This is a genomic window from Pseudomonas sp. B21-053 (genome assembly GCF_026016365.1).
GTDB classification, from domain to species: domain Bacteria; phylum Pseudomonadota; class Gammaproteobacteria; order Pseudomonadales; family Pseudomonadaceae; genus Aquipseudomonas; species Aquipseudomonas nunensis.
In genome coordinates this window covers 540,672-558,468 of the sequence record NZ_CP087205.1, presented here as the reverse complement: position 1 = coordinate 558,468, position 17,797 = coordinate 540,672, and the positions used below count along the sequence as shown (strand labels likewise).

Genomic DNA, 17,797 nt, shown 5'->3' with positions numbered 1-17,797 from the left:
CGCAGGGGGCGAGAGACAGCTAAAGGGCGGGATTATAGCGTAAACATGGCGGGAATGACCCTGCGGTTATCAGCCGCTGAAGAAGCGACTGGCCAAACGTTGCTGGCGCTGCTTATCCGCGACCCGACCGCCAATAAATATTGATATTGCCGTCCACACCTTGCCGATAAATCGTGTACGGCAAGACCACCGTGTCCAGCACGCCCGACAGGCCCAAATCCAGCAATACCAGCGGTACCAGGACTCCGGTGGGGTCGGGGGGTGCGTTCAATACGCAGAAGTCGTAGGCCAGGCCGCTGTAGATGCGGGGGATGGACTGGCAGTAGGTCTTTTGTTTGCGCAGGCCGCGGGCGGCGTCGGCGTCGTCTTGCAGGACGGTGACCGCGGTGCCGCAGCCGGACAAGGTCAGCGAACAAGCGCCCAGCAGCATGACCATTTTTTTCATCTGAATTTGCCTTTCGGGATCGTCAGGCAAACTAGCATCGGGGTTATTCAGGGCACAGTTCATGGGGTCTGTGGATTGTGTAGGACGGTTCTTAAGAACTTGTCCTCCGATGACCGACCGGGGGATTTTTGCTGAATGTAAGGGCCTCTTCGCGAGCAGGCTCGCTCCCACAATAGTTCTCGGCCATACACAAAACAGGTGTGCGACACAGATCTAATGTGGGAGCGAGCCTGCTCGCGAAGGTGATTCAGGCAGCGCTGGAGATGTCTTTCGGCAAGCGCTGATCGATCACCTGATACAGCGCACTGCTCTCAGGCCAGTTGCGCATAAACCGCGCGCGATCCCGCGCATACGCCGGGGCAAAGCTGCCCAGCGAGCCGTGCTGACACATGGAATCCAGGTCAATCAACGCCCAACGATCCTGCTGCCAGAACAGGTTGTGGCCCTTGAAATCCCCATGACTGATCCGCTCGCGAATCAGTTCGGCGAACAGATGATCCAGGGCCAGCAACTCAGCCTCCGGCGCTTCACCGCTTTCAACGTAGGGCGCAAACCGTTCGATGATGTCCGGTCCCGCCAGGTACTCGGTCACCAGATAAGCCCGGCTGCGCAGCCACAGAAAGCGCTTTTCCAGCACGGCCAACGGCTTCGGTGTAGCGATACCGAGGAACGCCAGGCGATTGCCTTCGCGCCAGGAATGCCAGGCGCGGCTCGGGCGCCAAAAACGCTTGAGCCAATGGGCAAAACCCTTGATGTTGTAGCGCTTGATCACCAGCGGGCGCCCCGCCACTTCGACCTTGCCGACGCTCGCCGCGCCACCGGTCTTGTACAAGTGGCCCCGGTCGAGCAAGTCATCGGCCTGCTCCAGCACCGGCGCCATCGCCGCTTCTTCCTCGCGTCGAATCGCACGCAAACCGAACGCCCCACGCTGGACGCTGAACAGCGTGCATTCACGGCCGCACTTGATCAGGAAGTCCCTCAAGCGCCAGCGGCGCACCTTGTCGATTTGCTTCTGCAGGGCTTCCATCGGCAAGGCGTGCTCGCCGTTGCTCAACAGGTAATACACCAGCAACTCTTCGGTGAACGGCTCCAGCGACTTGGGCAACTGGGCGAAAAACACCCCGAGGTTTTCCAGGACTTTCTGGCGTGACAGCGGCTGGCCAGGGGTTTCGGCACAGACGCCGCCGCCATCGATCAAATACAACCTACCGCGCTGGTGCAGGAGATTGTCCAGATGCAGGTCTTCCTGCCACAGGCCCTTGCGATGCATTTGGCCGATGGCGCCCAACGCCTCGGCCAGCACCGCGCCTTGCATATCCGCCAGCACCGGCAAGTGCTCGACCTGTTTCCAGGTGTCGCCCAGGCTCTCGGCGCCTTCGATGAAATCGAACAACAGCCAACCGCCCTCGCCGTCCTTCAAGCCATCCGCCAACAGTTGCGGCGTGGTCAGGCCCTGATCGGCGAGCAGGCGCACGCCATCGCGCTCACGCTGAAAGTGGCGTGCCGCTTTGCTGCCGACCAACAACTTGGCCAACACCGGTCGGCCGCGCCAGACACCGGCACCGACGTAACGCTGGCCGGGCAATACGCGCAAAAGCGTTAACAGCTGCAAGTCAGCAGGTCCAGCGGCATCCGCCAGTGGAATGCTCAGCGGCAGGCTCGGGCTACGACCGGCATTTTTCAGTTCGGACAAACGCATCAACGCGTCTCCTTGTGACTGCGCCGCGCGGTCAGTCGCGAAACCCAGTTGTCCACCAGCGAACTGTCTTTGGACTGATCCACATAACTCGCCAACAACTCGCGCAATTGGCCTTCGTCCCACTCCGGCGCCCGGCGCACCAACGGTTCCAGATCCTTGATCCGGTCACGCTGGCCGAACAGCAACGGCCGGGTCTTTTCCAGGTCGATCAACTGCGCCTGGTAACCGTCGCCGGTGGCCCGCAGGAAAATGTGCTTGGGATAGAAGCAACCGTGGACCTGGCGCACACCGTGCAGGTGCCGCGCCAGTTGTCCGCAAGCGTGCAGGATCGCCGAATGCTGCGCTTCGCTCAGCTCCGACCAACGCTGCAACAGCGAATCCAGGTCGTCCCAGCCATCCAGCGCCCGAGTCAGCAGAATCGCGCGGACTTCGCCGTCGACTTTACGCTCACCGAAGAACGCCGCTTGCAGCGCCGGGATGCCCATTTTTTGATAGCGGGTGATGTTGCGAAACTCGCGGGCAAAACTCGGCTCGCCGAACGGCGCGTGGAAGGTGCGCGTCAGGTAGTTGCTCTGGCGCTTGAGGTAAAAGCCCTGACCCTCCAGGTCCAGCCGAAACACACTGCTCCAGCCGCCGCGCGCGGTGTTGGGTTCATCCACCGCGTCGAGCTGCTTGGCCCACAGGGCGTCGAAGGTGCCGAGGCCGTGACGCTCAAGCAGCGCACGGTCTTCAGCGGCCAGAAAATCAGTCATTCGCGTCCCTCGAAAAATCTCACCACGTGCCGAATACGCTTCTTGTCGGCGGCATTCAGGCGTTCACGCCCACGGTATTGCAGGTAAAAGCGCAGGCGCTGGGTGGCCGACAGGTGATACTTGGCCACCTTGTCGAGACAGGCCAGGTCCTTGGTGATCCGGTACTTGAGCCAGAAACCGCGCCAGAAATCGCCGTTGGGGCAATCGATCAGGAACAGCTTGTCGTCATCGTCGATCAGCAGGTTGCGCCACTTCAAATCGTTATGGGTGAAGCGATTGTCGTGCATGGTCCGGGTGTAACCCGCCAGTTGCCGACTGATGTTATCGACCCAGGCGCGGTCCGCCAGTTTCGGGTCATGCCGGTCGGCCAGGGCCGACAGGTCTTCGGTATTCGGCAATTCGCGGGTGATCATCGCCCCACGGTCGTACGCCGCGCCGCGACGCTCCAGGCCCCAGGCCACCACTTCGGCGGTCGGGATGCCCCACTTGGCGAAGCGCTTGAGGTTTTGCCACTCGGCTTTCACCCGTGGTTTGCCCAGATAGCGGCGCAGGCCTTTGCCGGCGCCGACGTAACGTTTGACGTAGTAGTTGACGCCGTTGCGCTTGACCCGGATGACCTCGGACAACGGGTCGCGGGTCAGGCGCTCGCCCTGTAGGGCAAACACTGCCTCCAGACTGCCGAAGTCTTCGGCGAGATCACTGTAGGCAGGTTCGAGTTTCCAACCCGGCATCAGAGCGCATCCCCGTATCGCTGTTTACGGTCGTAGAGCTTGTTGGCCTTGCCTTCGAGCCACGAGAGCAGCGCCGCTTCCTCGGCCAGGATCTGGCGCAACGGCTGCTGGAAGTAGCCCTTGAGGAAACGCAGTTTGTCGCGCTGGGTCAGGCCGATGTCCAGGGCCGAAAAGTACAGCGCCGCCAGATCCTTGTTGCGCCAGCGCTGGGTAATCGCCGGGCGGGTCTGGGCACGGTGCAGGTCGATCACCGAGAGCTTGAAGTCTTCAGCCGTCACCGGTTTATCGGTGTGCAGCAGAAAGTGGCAGATATAGCAGTCGCGGTGGTTGACCCCGGCGCGGTGCATCATGCCGGTCATGCGCGCGACTTCGGCGATCAGCGCTCGTTTGAGTTTCGGCTCAGGCGGGCTCTTGACCCAGTCGATGCTGAAATCTTCCAGGCTGACGGTCGGCGCCAGTTCTTCGGTGACGATGAACGAGTGCTGGTCCGCCGGGTTGCTGCCCTTCTCGCCGTAAGCCACGGCGGTCATGGTCGGCACACCGACATCTTGCAGGCGCTGAATGGCCTTCCACTCCTGGCCCGCGCCGAGTACCGGCAGCTTGGCGGTGAGCAGGTTCTTGAAGATTTCGCCCCAGCCGATGCCACGGTGGATCTTCACGAAAAACCCGTTGCCGTTCACTTCGGTGCGCAAGGTCCGGCGTGCTTCGAGCTCGCGGTATACCTCGCCCTGCAAGCCCTCGACTTCGGCGAACGGGTCGCGTCCGGCCCAGAGGCTTTTGAACGGTTCAGCCAGCATCAACTTCATTAAGCGTGCTCCGCCAGAATCACATCGGCCGCGTGTTGCGGCATGCTGTAGAGGTCGGCCGTCTCGGCGAAGGCCAGACCGTTGCGGCTCCAGGCCGCCCGTGCTTGAGCGTCATTCAACATGCCGGTCAGGTATTGCGTGAGCTGCGCCTGATCGAAGGGTTCGTCCAGCACCAGGCCGGCATCGGCCTCGGCGATGTAATGGGCGTAACCACACACCGCGCTCACCAGTACCGGCAACCCGGCGACCAGCGCTTCAAGCAGCACCGTGCCGGTGTTTTCGTTGTAGGCCGGGTGGATCAACAGGTCGGCGCCCAACAGGAAACGCGGGATATCACTGCGGCCCTTGAGGAACGTCACGTTATCGCCGAGCCCCAGTGTGGCGCTCTGCATCTGGAATAATTTGGGGTCGTCCTGGCCAATTACAAATAGCCGGGTGCGTTTTTTCAGTTCCGACGGCAACGCCGCCAGCGATTTGAGGCTGCGATCCACGCCCTTGGTCTTGAACCCGGAGCCGATCTGCACCAGCAGCAAATCGTCATCCTTGAGGTTGAACTCACGGCGGAACTCGGCGCGAATCTCGGCCGCGTTCGCCGGTGCGCGACGGTCCTGGGAGATGCCCGGCGGCAGCAAATGGAAGCGTTCCAGCGGCGTGTCGTAATGCTTGATGAACAGCGGCTGCTGGACTTCGGAAATCATCAGTACTTCGGTCTTGGCGTCCTTGGCGAACACCGCGCGCTCGTACTCGGCGAAGTGCCGGTAGCGGCCCCACCGACGGTACAGCGAGTTGCGCAGGTTCTGCGCCTTGTCTTCGAAGCAGCCGTCGGCGGCGTAGTAGACGTCCAGGCCCGGCATCTTGTTGAAGCCGATCAGGCGATCCACCGGACGCTTAGCCAGGTCGGCCTCCATCCACTCGGTGAGTTTTTCGTTGCGCCGATGATTGAAGAACGCCTTGACCGGCGCCACCAGCACTTCGAAACCCGGCGGCACGTCGCCCTCCCAGATCAGCGTGTAGACGCGGATCTTGTGACCGCGCTGCTGACACTCCAGGGCGATGCGCATGAAATCGCGCTGCAAACCACCAAACGGGAAATACTTATAAAGGACAAAAGCCAATTGCATCAGCGCAGCTCCTCAGCCAGTAACAACGTGCTCAGTCGGCTGGCGACACGCTGGGGATTCAGACGCGTGAAGCACAGGGGCCACTCGCGTTTCAGGTCAAACTGACGGGCGTCTTCGGCCGTCGGTTGATAGGTGCATTTCTTTTGCAGGCACGGCGCGCAGGGGAAGTCGCTGGCGATATGAATCTGCGCCTTGCCGTAGGCGCCGGTCAGGCCCGGATTGGTCGGGCCGAACAGCGACAGCGTCGGCACGTCCAGCGCGGCGGCCAGGTGACCGAGGCCGGTGTCCACCGCCACGCAGGCCTGGGCGCCGGCCAATACCTTGCCGACACCGGCCAGGTTCAGTTTCGGCAGCACTTCGACATGCCGGAACCCGGCGGCGATGCGCTCGGCCCGGGCTTTCTCGATCGGGTTGCCCCACGGCAGTTTTACCGCCACGCCGAGGTGCCCGACGCGTTCGGCCAGTTCACGCCAATAGGCTTCAGGCCAATGCTTGGTGTCCCAAGTGGTGCCGTGCAGGAACAGTACGTACGGATTTTTGCGCGGCAGCTCGACCAGACGCTCGACGCTCAGGCCGTAATCGCCCAAGCCTTTGGGCAAGTCGTAGCCCAGTGCCAACGCGAACAACTGGCGCACGCGCTCGACCGCATGCTGGCCACGACCGACCGCGAGGCGCCGGGAATAGAAGCGTGCAGCCATCGGTTCGCGCGCCGAATCTTTATCCAGGCCGGCCACCGGGGCTTTGACGTAGCGCGTTAGCCAGGCGCTTTTCAGCAAGCCCTGAGCGTCGATCACCAAGTCATATTTGGTGGCGCGAACACTTTGCTTGAAGCGCTTCCACTCGCCACTTTTAATCGTCTGCCAGATGTTTTTGCGCCAGCGACGGATCGCCACCGGGATCACCTTGCCCACGGCCGGGTGCCAGGTCGGAATCTCGGCAAAGCCTTCTTCCACCACCCAGTCGAACGTGATGCCGGGGATCGCCCGCGCCGCGTCGGTCAGCGCCGGCAACGCATGAATCACGTCGCCCAGCGAAGAAGTCTTGATCAACAGTACCCGCAAACTAATTGACCTCGACCACAGTGCCCTGCAACCGCTGCAAGGCTTCATTCACAGGTTGCGGCGCCAACTGACGCAGGCAGTTGTAATGGCCGAAGCGGCAGGTGCGATCAAAGCACGGGCTGCAATCGAGGCCCAGGCGCACGATCTCGACGTGCTCGGCCAGCGGCGGCGTGAAGCCCGGCGAGGTCGAGCCGTAGACGGCAACCAGCGGACGGTTCAGCGCCGCAGCAACGTGCATCAGGCCGGAATCGTTGGAGACCACCGCGTCGGCGCAGGACATCAGGTCGATCGCTTCGGCCAGGGACGTGCCGCCGCTGAGGTTCACCGACTCTTCACGCAAACCGGGAATCAGCCGTGCGCGGATGTCTTCGCCGACTGCGTGATCGTTTTTCGAACCGAACAGCCAGACCTGCCAGCCTTCGCGGATCTTCGTTTCGGCGACCTTGGCGTAGTGCTCGGACGGCCAGCGCTTGGACTCGCCGAACTCGGCGCCAGGGCATAGGGCCAACACCGGGCGATCCAGGGTCAGGCCGAACTTGGCCAGCGCCGCTTCGCGGGTGACCGCGTCGATTTGCAGGCTCGGACGTGGATAAGGTTGTGGCAGATCAGCGCCCGATTCATAGGCCAAGGCCATGAAGCGTTCGATCATCAGCGGGTAACGTTCTTTATCCAGCGTGCGCACGTCATTGAGCAGGCCGTAGCGGAACTCGCCACGCCAGCCGGTGCGTTTCGGGATGCCGGCGAAGAACGGCACCAGCGCCGACTTCAGGGAATTGGGCAGCAGGATCGCCTGGTCGTACTGGCCGGCCAGGGATTTGCCGATGCGCCGACGGGTCGCCAATTCGAGGGCACCGTGGCCGAGCGGAAAGCTCAAGGCCTGACGCACTTCGGGCATACGCTCAAGGATCGGCCGGCTCCACTCGGGGGCCAGGACGTCGATTTCGCATTGCGGGTGGCGTTGCTTGAGACACTGAAACAGTGTCTGCGCCATCACCATGTCACCGACCCAACTGGGCCCAACGATCAGAATTTTCATGTGGTTTCCAAAAACGAACCGGGGAGGCATACGCCTCCCCGCCTCGAGAATCACTGCGCGAGCAAGACGGCTTGCGATGGGTCATCACCTTCAACATTGCTGTCGACTGTCACTCCGCTATCGCGAGCAGGCTCGCTCCCACATTGGGTATTGGTGCACATCCAGTGCGGTGTAGCTTAGCTAATCCAATCTACCAAACACTGCGAATCTACCTGGGATGCTGGTACCTAAATTTCCCAAGCACTGTAGATCTACTGTGGGAGCGGGCTTGCTCGCGAAGGGGCCATAACATTCAACATTGATGTTGACTGCCACTCCGCTTTCGCGAGCAAGCCCGCTCCCACATTTGAATCTCATCGCCTCAACGATCGGGTTTCAGCTTAACCCCATCTCTTTCCAGATTCGCAACACCTGGCGCCGTTCGTCTGCGAACTGGTCGCCCGGTATCACCCCGGGATCCTTCTGCAAGGCCTGCCGGTGTGCGGCGGAGCGGTAGGCTTTATAGGCCTCGCGCAACAGACTGGCGTCCTCGACGGGCATCAGCCCGGCCTGTTCCAACTCTTCCAGAATGCGGATGTTATCGGTCCAGCGCAGCAATGACGGGTGCTGTTCGGACCACGCCAGGGCCGCGTATTGCACCATAAATTCAATATCGACGATACCTCCGGCGTCCTGCTTGAGATCGAACGGCGCCGTGGCCTCGAAGGCGTTTGCCGCAGTGCCGGCGGCGGTGCTCTTGCTGCCAAGGTTATCGCGCATCTTGGCGCGCATCTCGCTGACCTCCTGGCGCAAGGTCGGCAAATCCCGGGGCTTGCCCAAAATCGCCGCGCGGACCTTCTCGAACGCCTGGCCGACATCCTGACTGCCCACCAGCACCCGCGCCCGCACCAGCGCCTGATGTTCCCAGGTCCAGGCTTCGTTTTCCTGATAACGGGCAAACGCCCCCAGGGAACTCACCAGCAACCCGGACGCACCGGACGGTCGCAGACGCATGTCCACTTCATACAACTGGCCGGAGTTGGTCTGCGCCGTGAGCAAGTGAATGATCCGCTGCCCCAACCGCGTGAAGAACTGCGCGCCGTCGATGGGTTTCGCCCCGTCGGTTTCCGCCTGCGGATCGCCGTCGTGGATAAACACCAGGTCCAGGTCGGAACCATGCCCCAATTCCAGGCCACCGACCTTCCCATAACCGACAATCACGAAGCCCGGATCGCACAACGTGCCATCGTTGCGCAGCGGCGTGCCGTATTTGGCCACGGTTTGACGCCAGGCCAGGGCCAGCACTTGTTCGAGGATCGCTTCGGCGAGCCAGGTCAGGTAATCGCTGACTTTCATCAACGGCAGGCTGCCGGAGATTTCCGACGCCGCCACGCGCAAGCGATGCGCCAGTTTGAAATGCCGCAGGGCTTCCATTTGCTGTTCGAGGTCGTCCTCGGGAATTCGCGTCAGGCGTTCGCGCAATTCGGCCGCCAACTCTGGCGCCAGCGGCGGTTTGAACAGTCGGCCTTCGTTGAGCAATTCATCGAGCAACAGCGGGAAACGGGTGATCTGCTCGGCAATCCACGGGCTCGCGGCGCACAAGGTCAGCAAGCGACGCAGGGCGCCGGGGTTTTCCGTCAGCAGCACTAAATAAGCCGAACGCCGGGCCACCGCCTCAACCAGCGGCAGCACCCGCTCCAGCACCAGATCCGGATTGGCGTGTTCTACAGCCTGGGCCAGCAAGCGTGGAATAAAAGCATCGAGACGTTCACGCCCCAAGCGTTGCATGGCCCGCAATTGCGGACTGCCACGCAGGCTGGCCAAGGTTTTCAGGGCCTTGGAAGCATCGGCAAAACCGCCCTGCTCCAACTGCCGGCAAGCGGCCTCTTCGTCCTGGGACTCTTCCCACAACGGCAGCCATTCACCGCCGACCACCACTTCGGCCTCAGTGCCTTCCTCTTCGTCAGGGTCAGCAATCACCTGCGCGAAGTGCCAAGCCACGCGGCCGCGCCAATACATCAGCCGCTCATGGAACGCGTCCCAATCGGCAAAGCCGAGCATGAATGCAATCCGCGCCTGATCCTGGGCGCCGTCCGGCAGCATCTGGGTCTGGCGGTCGGCAATCGCCTGGATCGCGTGTTCGGTGTAACGCAGGAATTCGTAACCGTCGCGCAACTCGCTGATCACCGGCGCCGGCAGGTAACCCTGGCCTTCCAGTGTGCTCAGTACTTTTAATAGCGGACGCTGTTGCAGGCTCAGGTCGCGCCCGCCGTGGATCAACTGGAAGGCCTGGGCGATGAACTCGACTTCACGAATGCCGCCGGAGCCAAGCTTGATGTTGTCGGCCATGCCTTTGCGCCGGACTTCCTGCTGGATCAGCTGCTTCATGGTGCGCAGCGCTTCGATGGCAGAGAAGTCGAGGTAACGCCGGTAAACGAACGGGCGCAGCATTTCCTGCAATTGCGCGCCGGCTACTTGATCGCCGGCCACCACCCGCGACTTGATCATCGCGTAGCGTTCCCAGTCGCGGCCCTGGTCCTGGTAATACTGTTCCAGCGCGTTGAAGCTCAAGACCAGCGCACCGGCCGAGCCGTAAGGACGCAGGCGCATGTCGACGCGGAATACAAAACCGTCGACGGTCATCGGGTCGAGGGCCTTGATCAGGCGCTGGCCGAGGCGAATGAAAAATTCCTGGTTATCCAGCGAGCGTTTCACGCCGACGGTTTCGCCGCCCTCGGGATAGGCGAAGATCAGGTCGATGTCCGACGACAGGTTCAGCTCCACCGCGCCGAGCTTGCCCATGCCGAGGATGACCATTTGCTGCGGCTCGCCGCTGCGCCGGCCGGTGGGCACGCCGAATTGTTGGCAATGCCGCGAGTACAACCACTGATAGGCCTGATCGATGCTGGCATCGGCCATGTCCGAGAGGTCGCGGCAGGTTTGGACCAGATCCGCCTGGCGGGTCAGGTCGCGCCAGATGATCCGCACTTGCTGACGAGTGCGCTGGCGGCGCAGGGCGCGGCCGAGTTCGTCTTCGCTTTCAGCGGCGTTTACCGCTGTGGCGATCTGCGCGCACAACTCGCCGGGGGCGAAGCTGCGATCCAGTTCGCCGGACTGCACCAGCCCCAGCAACATCAAAGGGTCACGAACGCTCTGTTCAATCACGAAGTCGCTGGCCGCAGCGATGCGGGCGAATTGCGCCCAGCGTTCCGGCGTCCAGGCAGACAGGCCATGTTCGTCTTCTAATAAGGCCACCGCCGCACGGAACGACTGCTCGGCACGAGTGACCAACGGCTGGAGAATGGCGGGCAGTTCGGCAAGCGAAGGCAGGGTCATGGTCTATCCTTGATCGGCGTGTGAAGGGCTGCATGTAGTGAATTTTGAAAACACGCTACGTGACCGACTGTCGAACAAAGGTTAGAAATAGCTGAAATTTCTTTTATTTTGGCAGCCAACATCAAGCTTTCACCTTTTCTGGTTGGCAAAAGACCAACCTTAACGATTATTCTCACAACGCAGCCGGAGGCCACAAGCCATTCATCTGTAGTTTTACTACTCGTCTATACATTCGAAAGGCTGAAATGCCCGTTGATTTGTAGTAAAACTACACGCCGCCGGAACAACCTCTCGGCAATCCAAGAATTTATATCGTCTGCCCACAAGGCCAGTCGCAAACTCAGGCAACCGATTCTGGAAGCCTTTCCGCCCTGGAGCAAGCCATGCAAGACCTCGATCCCGTCGAAACCCAGGAATGGCTGGACGCCCTGGAATCGGTTCTCGACAAAGAAGGCGAAGACCGCGCTCATTATCTGATGACCCGTATGGGCGAATTGGCGACCCGCAGCGGTTCGCAATTGCCTTACGCCATCACCACGCCATACCGCAACACCATTCCTGTTACCCACGAAGCACGCATGCCTGGCGACCTGTTCATGGAACGCCGCATTCGCTCGTTGGTACGCTGGAACGCGATGGCCATGGTGATGCGTACGAACCTGAAAGATTCGGACCTGGGCGGTCACATCTCCAGCTTCGCCTCCAGCGCCACCCTGTATGACATCGGCTTCAACTACTTCTTCCAGGCCCCGACCGACGAACACGGCGGCGACCTGATCTACTTCCAGGGCCACACCTCGCCAGGCGTTTACGCCCGTGCGTTCATGGAAGGTCGCATCACCGAAGACCAGATGAACAACTTCCGTCAGGAAGTCGATGGTCACGGCCTGTCGTCCTATCCACACCCGTGGCTGATGCCTGATTTCTGGCAGTTCCCGACCGTATCCATGGGTCTGGGCCCAATCCAGGCGATCTACCAGGCACGTTTCATGAAGTACCTGGAAGCCCGTGGCTTCATTCCTGAAGGCAAGCAGAAAGTCTGGTGCTTCCTGGGCGACGGCGAGTGTGACGAGCCGGAGTCCCTGGGCGCCATCTCGCTGGCTGGCCGCGAGAAACTCGACAACCTGATCTTCGTCATCAACTGCAACCTGCAGCGCCTCGACGGCCCGGTTCGCGGCAACGGCAAGATCATCCAGGAACTCGAAGGCGTGTTCCGCGGTGCTCAGTGGAACGTGACCAAAGTCATCTGGGGCCGTTTCTGGGACCCACTGCTGGCCAAAGACGTCGACGGTATCCTGCAACGTCGCATGGACGAAGTCATCGACGGCGAGTACCAGAACTACAAAGCCAAAGACGGCGCGTTCGTACGTGAACACTTCTTCAACTCGCCAGAACTCAAGGCGATGGTTGCTGATCTGTCCGACGACGAGATCTGGAAACTCAACCGTGGCGGCCACGACCCGTACAAGGTCTACGCGGCGTACCACGAAGCGGTCAACCACAAAGAACAACCCACCGTCATCCTGGCCAAGACCATCAAGGGTTATGGCACCGGTGCCGGCGAAGCGAAGAACACCGCGCACAACACCAAGAAGGTTGATGTTGAAAGCCTGAAGCTGTTCCGCGATCGTTTCGACATCCCGGTCAAAGACGAAGAGCTGGAGAACCTGCCGTTCTTCAAGCCAGAGCCAAACAGCGCCGAAGCCCGTTACCTGAGCGAGCGCCGCACTGCACTGGGCGGTTTCGTGCCTCAGCGCCGCGCGCAGAGCATCAGTGTTCCGACCCCGTCCCTCGACACCCTCAAGGCGATCCTTGACGGCTCGGGCGACCGTGAAATTTCCACCACCATGGCGTTCGTGCGGATCCTCGCGCAACTGGTCAAGGACAAGGAAATCGGCCCGCGCATCGTTCCGATCATCCCGGACGAAGCCCGTACCTTCGGTATGGAAGGCATGTTCCGTCAGTTGGGCATCTACTCGTCCGTCGGCCAGCTCTACGAGCCAGTCGATAAAGACCAGGTGATGTTCTACCGCGAAGACAAGAAGGGCCAGATCCTCGAAGAAGGCATCAACGAAGCGGGCGCCATGAGCTCCTTCATCGCTGCCGGTACTTCGTACTCCAGCCACAACCAGCCAATGCTGCCGTTCTACATCTTCTACTCGATGTTCGGCTTCCAGCGTATCGGCGACCTCGCCTGGGCCGCTGGCGACAGCCGTACCCGTGGCTTCCTGATCGGCGGCACCGCCGGCCGGACCACGCTGAACGGCGAAGGCCTGCAACACGAAGATGGTCACAGCCACATCCTGGCCGGCACCATCCCGAACTGCCGCACCTTTGATCCAACCTACGGCTATGAGCTGGCGGTGATCATCCAGGACGGCATGAAGAAGATGACCGAAGAGCAGCAGGACGTTTTCTACTACATCACCGTGATGAACGAGTCCTACCAGCAGCCAGCCATGCCGGCCGGTGTCGAGGAAGGCATCATCAAGGGCATGTACCTGCTCGAGGAAGATACCCGCGAAGCGGCGCACCACGTTCAGCTGATGGGCTCCGGCACCATCCTGCGTGAAGTCCGTGAAGCGGCGAAGATCCTGCGTGAAGAGTTCAACATCGGTGCTGACGTCTGGAGCGTTACCAGCTTCAACGAACTGCGTCGCGACGGCCTGGCCGTTGAGCGCACCAACCGTCTGCACCCCGGCCAGAAGCCGAAGCTGAGCTACGTCGAAGAGTGCCTGAACGGCCGTAAAGGTCCGGTCATCGCCTCTACCGACTACATGAAGCTGTTCGCCGAACAAATTCGTCAGTGGGTCCCGTCCAAGGAATTCAAAGTCCTGGGCACCGACGGTTTCGGTCGCAGTGACAGCCGTAAAAAGCTGCGTCACTTCTTCGAAGTCGACCGTCATTTCGTGGTGTTGGCAGCCCTGGAAGCCTTGGCTGACCGTGGTGATATCGAACCTAAGGTGGTGGCCGAGGCTATCGTCAAGTTCGGGATCAACCCGGAAAAACTCAACCCACTGGACTGCTGAGGAGACAATCTGTGAGCGAACTCATTCGAGTACCTGACATCGGCAGCGGTGAAGGTGAAGTAATCGAACTATTTGTGAAGGTCGGCGACCGTATCGAAGCCGACCAGAGCATCCTGACGCTTGAGTCGGACAAGGCGAGCATGGAGATTCCTGCTCCCAAGGCCGGTGTCGTCAAAAGCCTGAAAGTGAAAATCGGCGATCGCCTGAAAGAAGGCGACGAACTGCTGGAGCTGGAAGTCGAAGGTGCCGCTGCTGCGGCCCCTGCGCCTGCCGCTGCTGCACCGGCTGCCAAAGCTGAAGCGGCACCGGCGGCTGCACCTGCCGCCGCTGCTGCTCCAGCCGCCGCGCCAGTTGCTGCAACCACCCAGCAAGTACACGTGCCGGACATCGGTTCGTCGGGCAAGGCCCAGATCATCGAGATCCAGGTCAAGGTCGGCGACACCGTCGAGGCTGATCAATCGCTGATCACCCTGGAATCCGACAAGGCAAGCATGGAAATCCCATCGCCTGCCGCTGGCGTGGTCGAAAGCATCAGCGTCAAGTTGAACGACGAAGTCGGCACCGGCGACCTGATCCTGGCGTTGAAAGTGGCGGGTGCTGCGGCTCCTGCTGCTGCCGCGCCGACCCAGGCTGCCGCTCCGGCCGCCGCCGCTGCTCCAGCGCCAGCCGCTGCGGCTCCGGCTCCGGCTGCACCGGTGGCCGACACTGTCCAGGACATTCACGTCCCGGACATCGGCTCGTCGGGCAAGGCCAAGATCATCGAAGTACTGGTCAAGGCTGGCGACACCGTCACCGCCGACCAGTCGCTGATCACCCTGGAATCCGACAAGGCGAGCATGGAAATCCCGTCGCCTGCCGCTGGCGTGGTGGAAAGCGTTTCCATCAAGCTGGATGACGAAGTCGGTACCGGCGACCTGATTCTGAAGCTGAAAGTCAAAGGCGTTGCGCCTGCCGCTGCTCCAGCACCTGCCGCTGCAGCCCCGAGCGCGCCTGCTCCAGCCGCTGCTGCACCGGCTGCTGCCGCTCCGGCTCCGGCGGCACCGGCTGCGGCTCCAGCCAAGCCTGGCGCCAAGGTTCACGCCGGCCCGGCCGTTCGCCAACTGGCCCGTGAATTCGGCGTCGAGCTGAGCGCGGTCAGCCCAAGCGGTCCGCACGGTCGTGTGCTCAAAGAAGACGTGCAGGTTTACGTCAAAGCCATGATGCAGAAGGCCAAGGAAGCACCGGCCGCTGGTGGCGCAACCGGCGGCGCGGGCATCCCGCCGATCCCGGTCGTGGACTTCAGCCGCTTCGGTGAAACCGAAGAAGTGCCGATGACTCGCCTGATGCAAATCGGCGCGTCGAGCCTGCACCGCAGCTGGTTGAACATTCCGCACGTGACTCAGTTCGATTCGGCTGATATCACCGACCTGGAAGCGTTCCGCATCGCGCAGAAAGCCGTCGCAGAGAAGGCTGGCGTCAAGCTGACCATCCTGCCGCTGCTGCTCAAGTCGTGCGCGCATCTGCTCAAGGAACTGCCGGACTTCAACAGTTCGCTGGCCCCAAGCGGCAAGGCGATCATCCGCAAGAAGTACGTGAACATCGGCTTCGCGGTCGACACCCCGGATGGCCTGCTGGTACCGGTCATCAAGAACGTCGACCAGAAGAGCCTGTTGCAACTCGCAGCCGAAGCCGCTGTGCTGGCCGCCAAGGCCCGCGACAAGAAGCTCACCGCTGACGACATGCAAGGCGCCTGCTTCACCATTTCCAGCCTCGGCCACATTGGCGGCACCGGCTTCACGCCGATCGTCAACGCGCCGGAAGTGGCGATCCTCGGTGTTTCCAAGGCAACCATCCAGCCAGTCTGGGACGGCAAAGCCTTCCAGCCGAAACTGATGCTGCCACTGTCGCTGTCCTACGATCACCGTGTGATCAACGGCGCCGCTGCTGCACGCTTCACCAAGCGTCTGAGCGACCTGCTGGCGGACATCCGCACCATCCTGCTGTAAACCCGACGGCCCTCCTTCACCGGAGGGCCTGTCGCGTTCCACGTTTTCCGAGCGCCACGCTCGTACCTCAACCCCGCCAATTTGGCGGGGCTTTTTTTTGCCTGGCGGAAAATGCCCGCCACTTTCCTACAACTGCGGCTTACTTCGCCCACAGCTCAAGTCCACTTCGGCTCGATATTTTTTGCCAGCCAATAACTAGGCTTAGTTCCACGAAGTTCAAGACGAACTTTGACACTCTCAATCGCTTAGTTAGCACTACTTCGAACGGATTCGAATATGTTTAAACCGACTGTCGGCCCGATTATTGGCCACACTACAACTAATCATGTGCGCATTTTTTTGCGCGGTGATATTCAAGATGACGCCCTGGTATTTGCCGGCATCCGTTATCGCCGCCTGGGTGAAGAACGCTGGAGCAAAGGCGTGTTTGCCAAACTGTCGATCTTGCGGGATATGTCTGATGTCATTGGGTTAAATCAGCTGTACGAAAATACCGCGTATGAATACCAGGCGGGATGGTTCAGCCCCATGAGCCCGGTGCATACCGTGGAAACCGTGCAGGAGTTGCCGTTGCAATGGCCACGGGAGATTTATCGTTTTCGCACCCGTTCCAGCAAGGCCACCCTGCCCCGCGCGTACATCGTCGGGTCGTGTCGTTATTTACGCATGACCGCAGGCATCGCGTCGGCTCCGCATCGGGGCGACCGGATCTTCGCGTCGATCACGCAACTGGCGGAACAGGCCATCCCGCCAATCAGCGCCATGCTGATGACCGGCGACCAGATCTACGTCGATGACTTGAACCGCATTGCGCCCGACCGGGAATATAAGGAGATACTCAGCAAGTACCGCGTGGCTTTTTCGCAGCCCAATATCAGCAAGTTGATGTCAGGCACGTCGACTTACATGATCCTCGACGACCATGAAATCGAAGACAACTGGCCCACCAATAAGAGCAAAGGTGACGATTACTTGTATAAAAATGCCATCGCAGCCTATGAACTCTATCAAGCCAGCCACAGCCCGGCACATGAACTACTGGCCAACGGGCAAATAAGTCGCCATGCGGAACAGTATTGGTATCAGTTTGCCGAAGGCGATATTGAATGGTTTGTCACCGATAGCCGGACCCGACGTAATCTGTCCGCTGATGACCGACGAATCCTCGACGATGAACAGGAGCAAGCGCTGCTCAAATGGCTGATTCATAGCCCGGCGCGGGTCAAGTTCGTGGTCACCAGCGTGATGTTCTACCCCGACCGGAAAAAACTCGGCGACGACGCCTGGAAAGCCTTCCCGGAACAACGCCTGCGACTGCTGGAGACAATTCGTACACAACGCATCCACAACGTCATCTTCGTTTCCGGCGATGTCCACGGCTCACTCACCAGCCGTCTGACCCACAGCGAGGATCGGGACTTTGAGGTTCACACCATCGTCTCTTCGCCGCTGTGCAACAGCAAGTTGCTGCCATATGCCAGCGAATCGACGTTCATTCTTGATAAGCCACTGGCGCGGACGGCGACTGGCGAGTATCGGCATGAACTCACCAGTAAGGTAGTGAGCCAGGATAATTTTGCGCATTTGGTGGTGGAGGCGGAGCGGGTTCGCGTCAGTTACCACGATAGGGAGGGCAAGCTGTTGCAGTCGATCAGTATTCCATTACGGTAAAGATCAAAAGATCGCAGCCTTCGGCAGCTCCTACGCGCCTGTGGGCGCTGCCGAAGGCTGCGATCTTTTTAACCAAAACAACCAATTTCAGGCATGCACTGGAGAAATCCTCCCTCCTGCCGACATATTCTTATAGCACTTGGCCT

At 60.7% G+C, this 17,797-nt stretch carries 12 protein-coding genes; 3 read left to right on the top strand and 9 right to left on the bottom strand.

Translation table 11 applies throughout. The annotated features are described in order from the left end of the window. Window positions 1–112: 112 nt before the first annotated feature. From LOY68_RS02425 to glnE, 9 genes are all read right to left on the bottom strand, one after another. Complete coding sequence (locus LOY68_RS02425) at window positions 113–445, bottom strand: YceK/YidQ family lipoprotein (protein WP_265042692.1); 333 nt, start codon at window positions 443–445, stop codon at window positions 113–115. 247 nt (window positions 446–692) lie between these two features. Further along, on the bottom strand, window positions 693–2,144 hold the full coding sequence (locus tag LOY68_RS02420) for a lipopolysaccharide kinase InaA family protein (RefSeq protein WP_265042691.1): 1,452 nt from the start codon (window positions 2,142–2,144) through the stop codon (window positions 693–695). Next, window positions 2,144–2,896, bottom strand: coding sequence for a lipopolysaccharide kinase InaA family protein (locus LOY68_RS02415; RefSeq protein WP_054616421.1), 753 nt, complete (start codon window positions 2,894–2,896; stop codon window positions 2,144–2,146). Before LOY68_RS02415 ends, LOY68_RS02420 begins: the two co-directional genes overlap by 1 nt. Beyond that, on the bottom strand, window positions 2,893–3,627 hold the full coding sequence (locus LOY68_RS02410) for a lipopolysaccharide kinase InaA family protein (RefSeq protein ID WP_054616422.1): 735 nt from the start codon (window positions 3,625–3,627) through the stop codon (window positions 2,893–2,895). Before LOY68_RS02410 ends, LOY68_RS02415 begins: the two co-directional genes overlap by 4 nt. Beyond that, window positions 3,627–4,433 carry a lipopolysaccharide core heptose(I) kinase RfaP gene (gene rfaP / locus LOY68_RS02405; protein WP_265042690.1) on the bottom strand — a complete coding sequence of 269 codons (807 nt, stop codon included), beginning with the start codon at window positions 4,431–4,433 and terminating at the stop codon, window positions 3,627–3,629. The genes LOY68_RS02410 and rfaP overlap by 1 nt, the downstream gene beginning before the upstream one ends. Next, a complete protein-coding gene (locus tag LOY68_RS02400) occupies window positions 4,433–5,554 on the bottom strand; it encodes a glycosyltransferase family 4 protein (RefSeq protein ID WP_265042689.1) in 1,122 nt (373 codons plus the stop codon). Before LOY68_RS02400 ends, rfaP begins: the two co-directional genes overlap by 1 nt. Next, a complete protein-coding gene (gene waaC, locus LOY68_RS02395; protein WP_054616424.1) occupies window positions 5,554–6,615 on the bottom strand; it encodes a lipopolysaccharide heptosyltransferase I in 1,062 nt (353 codons plus the stop codon). The genes LOY68_RS02400 and waaC overlap by 1 nt, the downstream gene beginning before the upstream one ends. A 1-nt stretch (window position 6,616) precedes the next feature. After that, window positions 6,617–7,651 (bottom strand): lipopolysaccharide heptosyltransferase II, encoded by a 1,035-nt coding sequence (gene waaF, locus LOY68_RS02390; RefSeq protein ID WP_265042688.1) that lies wholly within the window; start codon window positions 7,649–7,651, stop codon window positions 6,617–6,619. 375 nt (window positions 7,652–8,026) lie between these two features. Then, on the bottom strand, window positions 8,027–10,966 hold the full coding sequence (gene glnE / locus LOY68_RS02385; protein ID WP_265042687.1) for a bifunctional [glutamate--ammonia ligase]-adenylyl-L-tyrosine phosphorylase/[glutamate--ammonia-ligase] adenylyltransferase: 2,940 nt from the start codon (window positions 10,964–10,966) through the stop codon (window positions 8,027–8,029). A gap of 383 nt (window positions 10,967–11,349) precedes the next feature. On the opposite strand from glnE, the gene aceE reads away from it, so the two are divergent. From aceE to LOY68_RS02370, 3 genes are all read left to right on the top strand, one after another. Then, window positions 11,350–13,995 (top strand): pyruvate dehydrogenase (acetyl-transferring), homodimeric type, encoded by a 2,646-nt coding sequence (gene aceE / locus LOY68_RS02380; RefSeq protein WP_054053243.1) that lies wholly within the window; start codon window positions 11,350–11,352, stop codon window positions 13,993–13,995. An 11-nt stretch (window positions 13,996–14,006) separates the two neighbouring features. Continuing rightward, the gene (gene aceF, locus LOY68_RS02375; RefSeq protein WP_265042686.1) at window positions 14,007–15,980 is read left to right on the top strand and encodes a dihydrolipoyllysine-residue acetyltransferase; all 1,974 of its coding nucleotides are present in this window, start codon (window positions 14,007–14,009) and stop codon (window positions 15,978–15,980) included. Window positions 15,981–16,256: 276 nt separating this feature from the next. Then, window positions 16,257–17,651, top strand: coding sequence for an alkaline phosphatase D family protein (locus tag LOY68_RS02370; protein WP_265042685.1), 1,395 nt, complete (start codon window positions 16,257–16,259; stop codon window positions 17,649–17,651). Window positions 17,652–17,797 lie beyond the last annotated feature (146 nt).

Coding starts and splice junctions, on each gene's coding strand:
- LOY68_RS02425 (WP_265042692.1), bottom strand. CDS start 445: ATGAAAAAAATGGTCATGCTGCTGGGCGCTTGTTCGCTGACCTTGTCC.
- LOY68_RS02420 (WP_265042691.1), bottom strand. CDS start 2,144: ATGCGTTTGTCCGAACTGAAAAATGCCGGTCGTAGCCCGAGCCTGCCG.
- LOY68_RS02415 (WP_054616421.1), bottom strand. CDS start 2,896: ATGACTGATTTTCTGGCCGCTGAAGACCGTGCGCTGCTTGAGCGTCAC.
- LOY68_RS02410 (WP_054616422.1), bottom strand. CDS start 3,627: ATGCCGGGTTGGAAACTCGAACCTGCCTACAGTGATCTCGCCGAAGAC.
- rfaP (WP_265042690.1), bottom strand. CDS start 4,433: ATGAAGTTGATGCTGGCTGAACCGTTCAAAAGCCTCTGGGCCGGACGC.
- LOY68_RS02400 (WP_265042689.1), bottom strand. CDS start 5,554: ATGCAATTGGCTTTTGTCCTTTATAAGTATTTCCCGTTTGGTGGTTTG.
- waaF (WP_265042688.1), bottom strand. CDS start 7,651: ATGAAAATTCTGATCGTTGGGCCCAGTTGGGTCGGTGACATGGTGATG.
- glnE (WP_265042687.1), bottom strand. CDS start 10,966: ATGACCCTGCCTTCGCTTGCCGAACTGCCCGCCATTCTCCAGCCGTTG.
- aceE (WP_054053243.1), top strand. CDS start 11,350: ATGCAAGACCTCGATCCCGTCGAAACCCAGGAATGGCTGGACGCCCTG.
- LOY68_RS02370 (WP_265042685.1), top strand. CDS start 16,257: ATGTTTAAACCGACTGTCGGCCCGATTATTGGCCACACTACAACTAAT.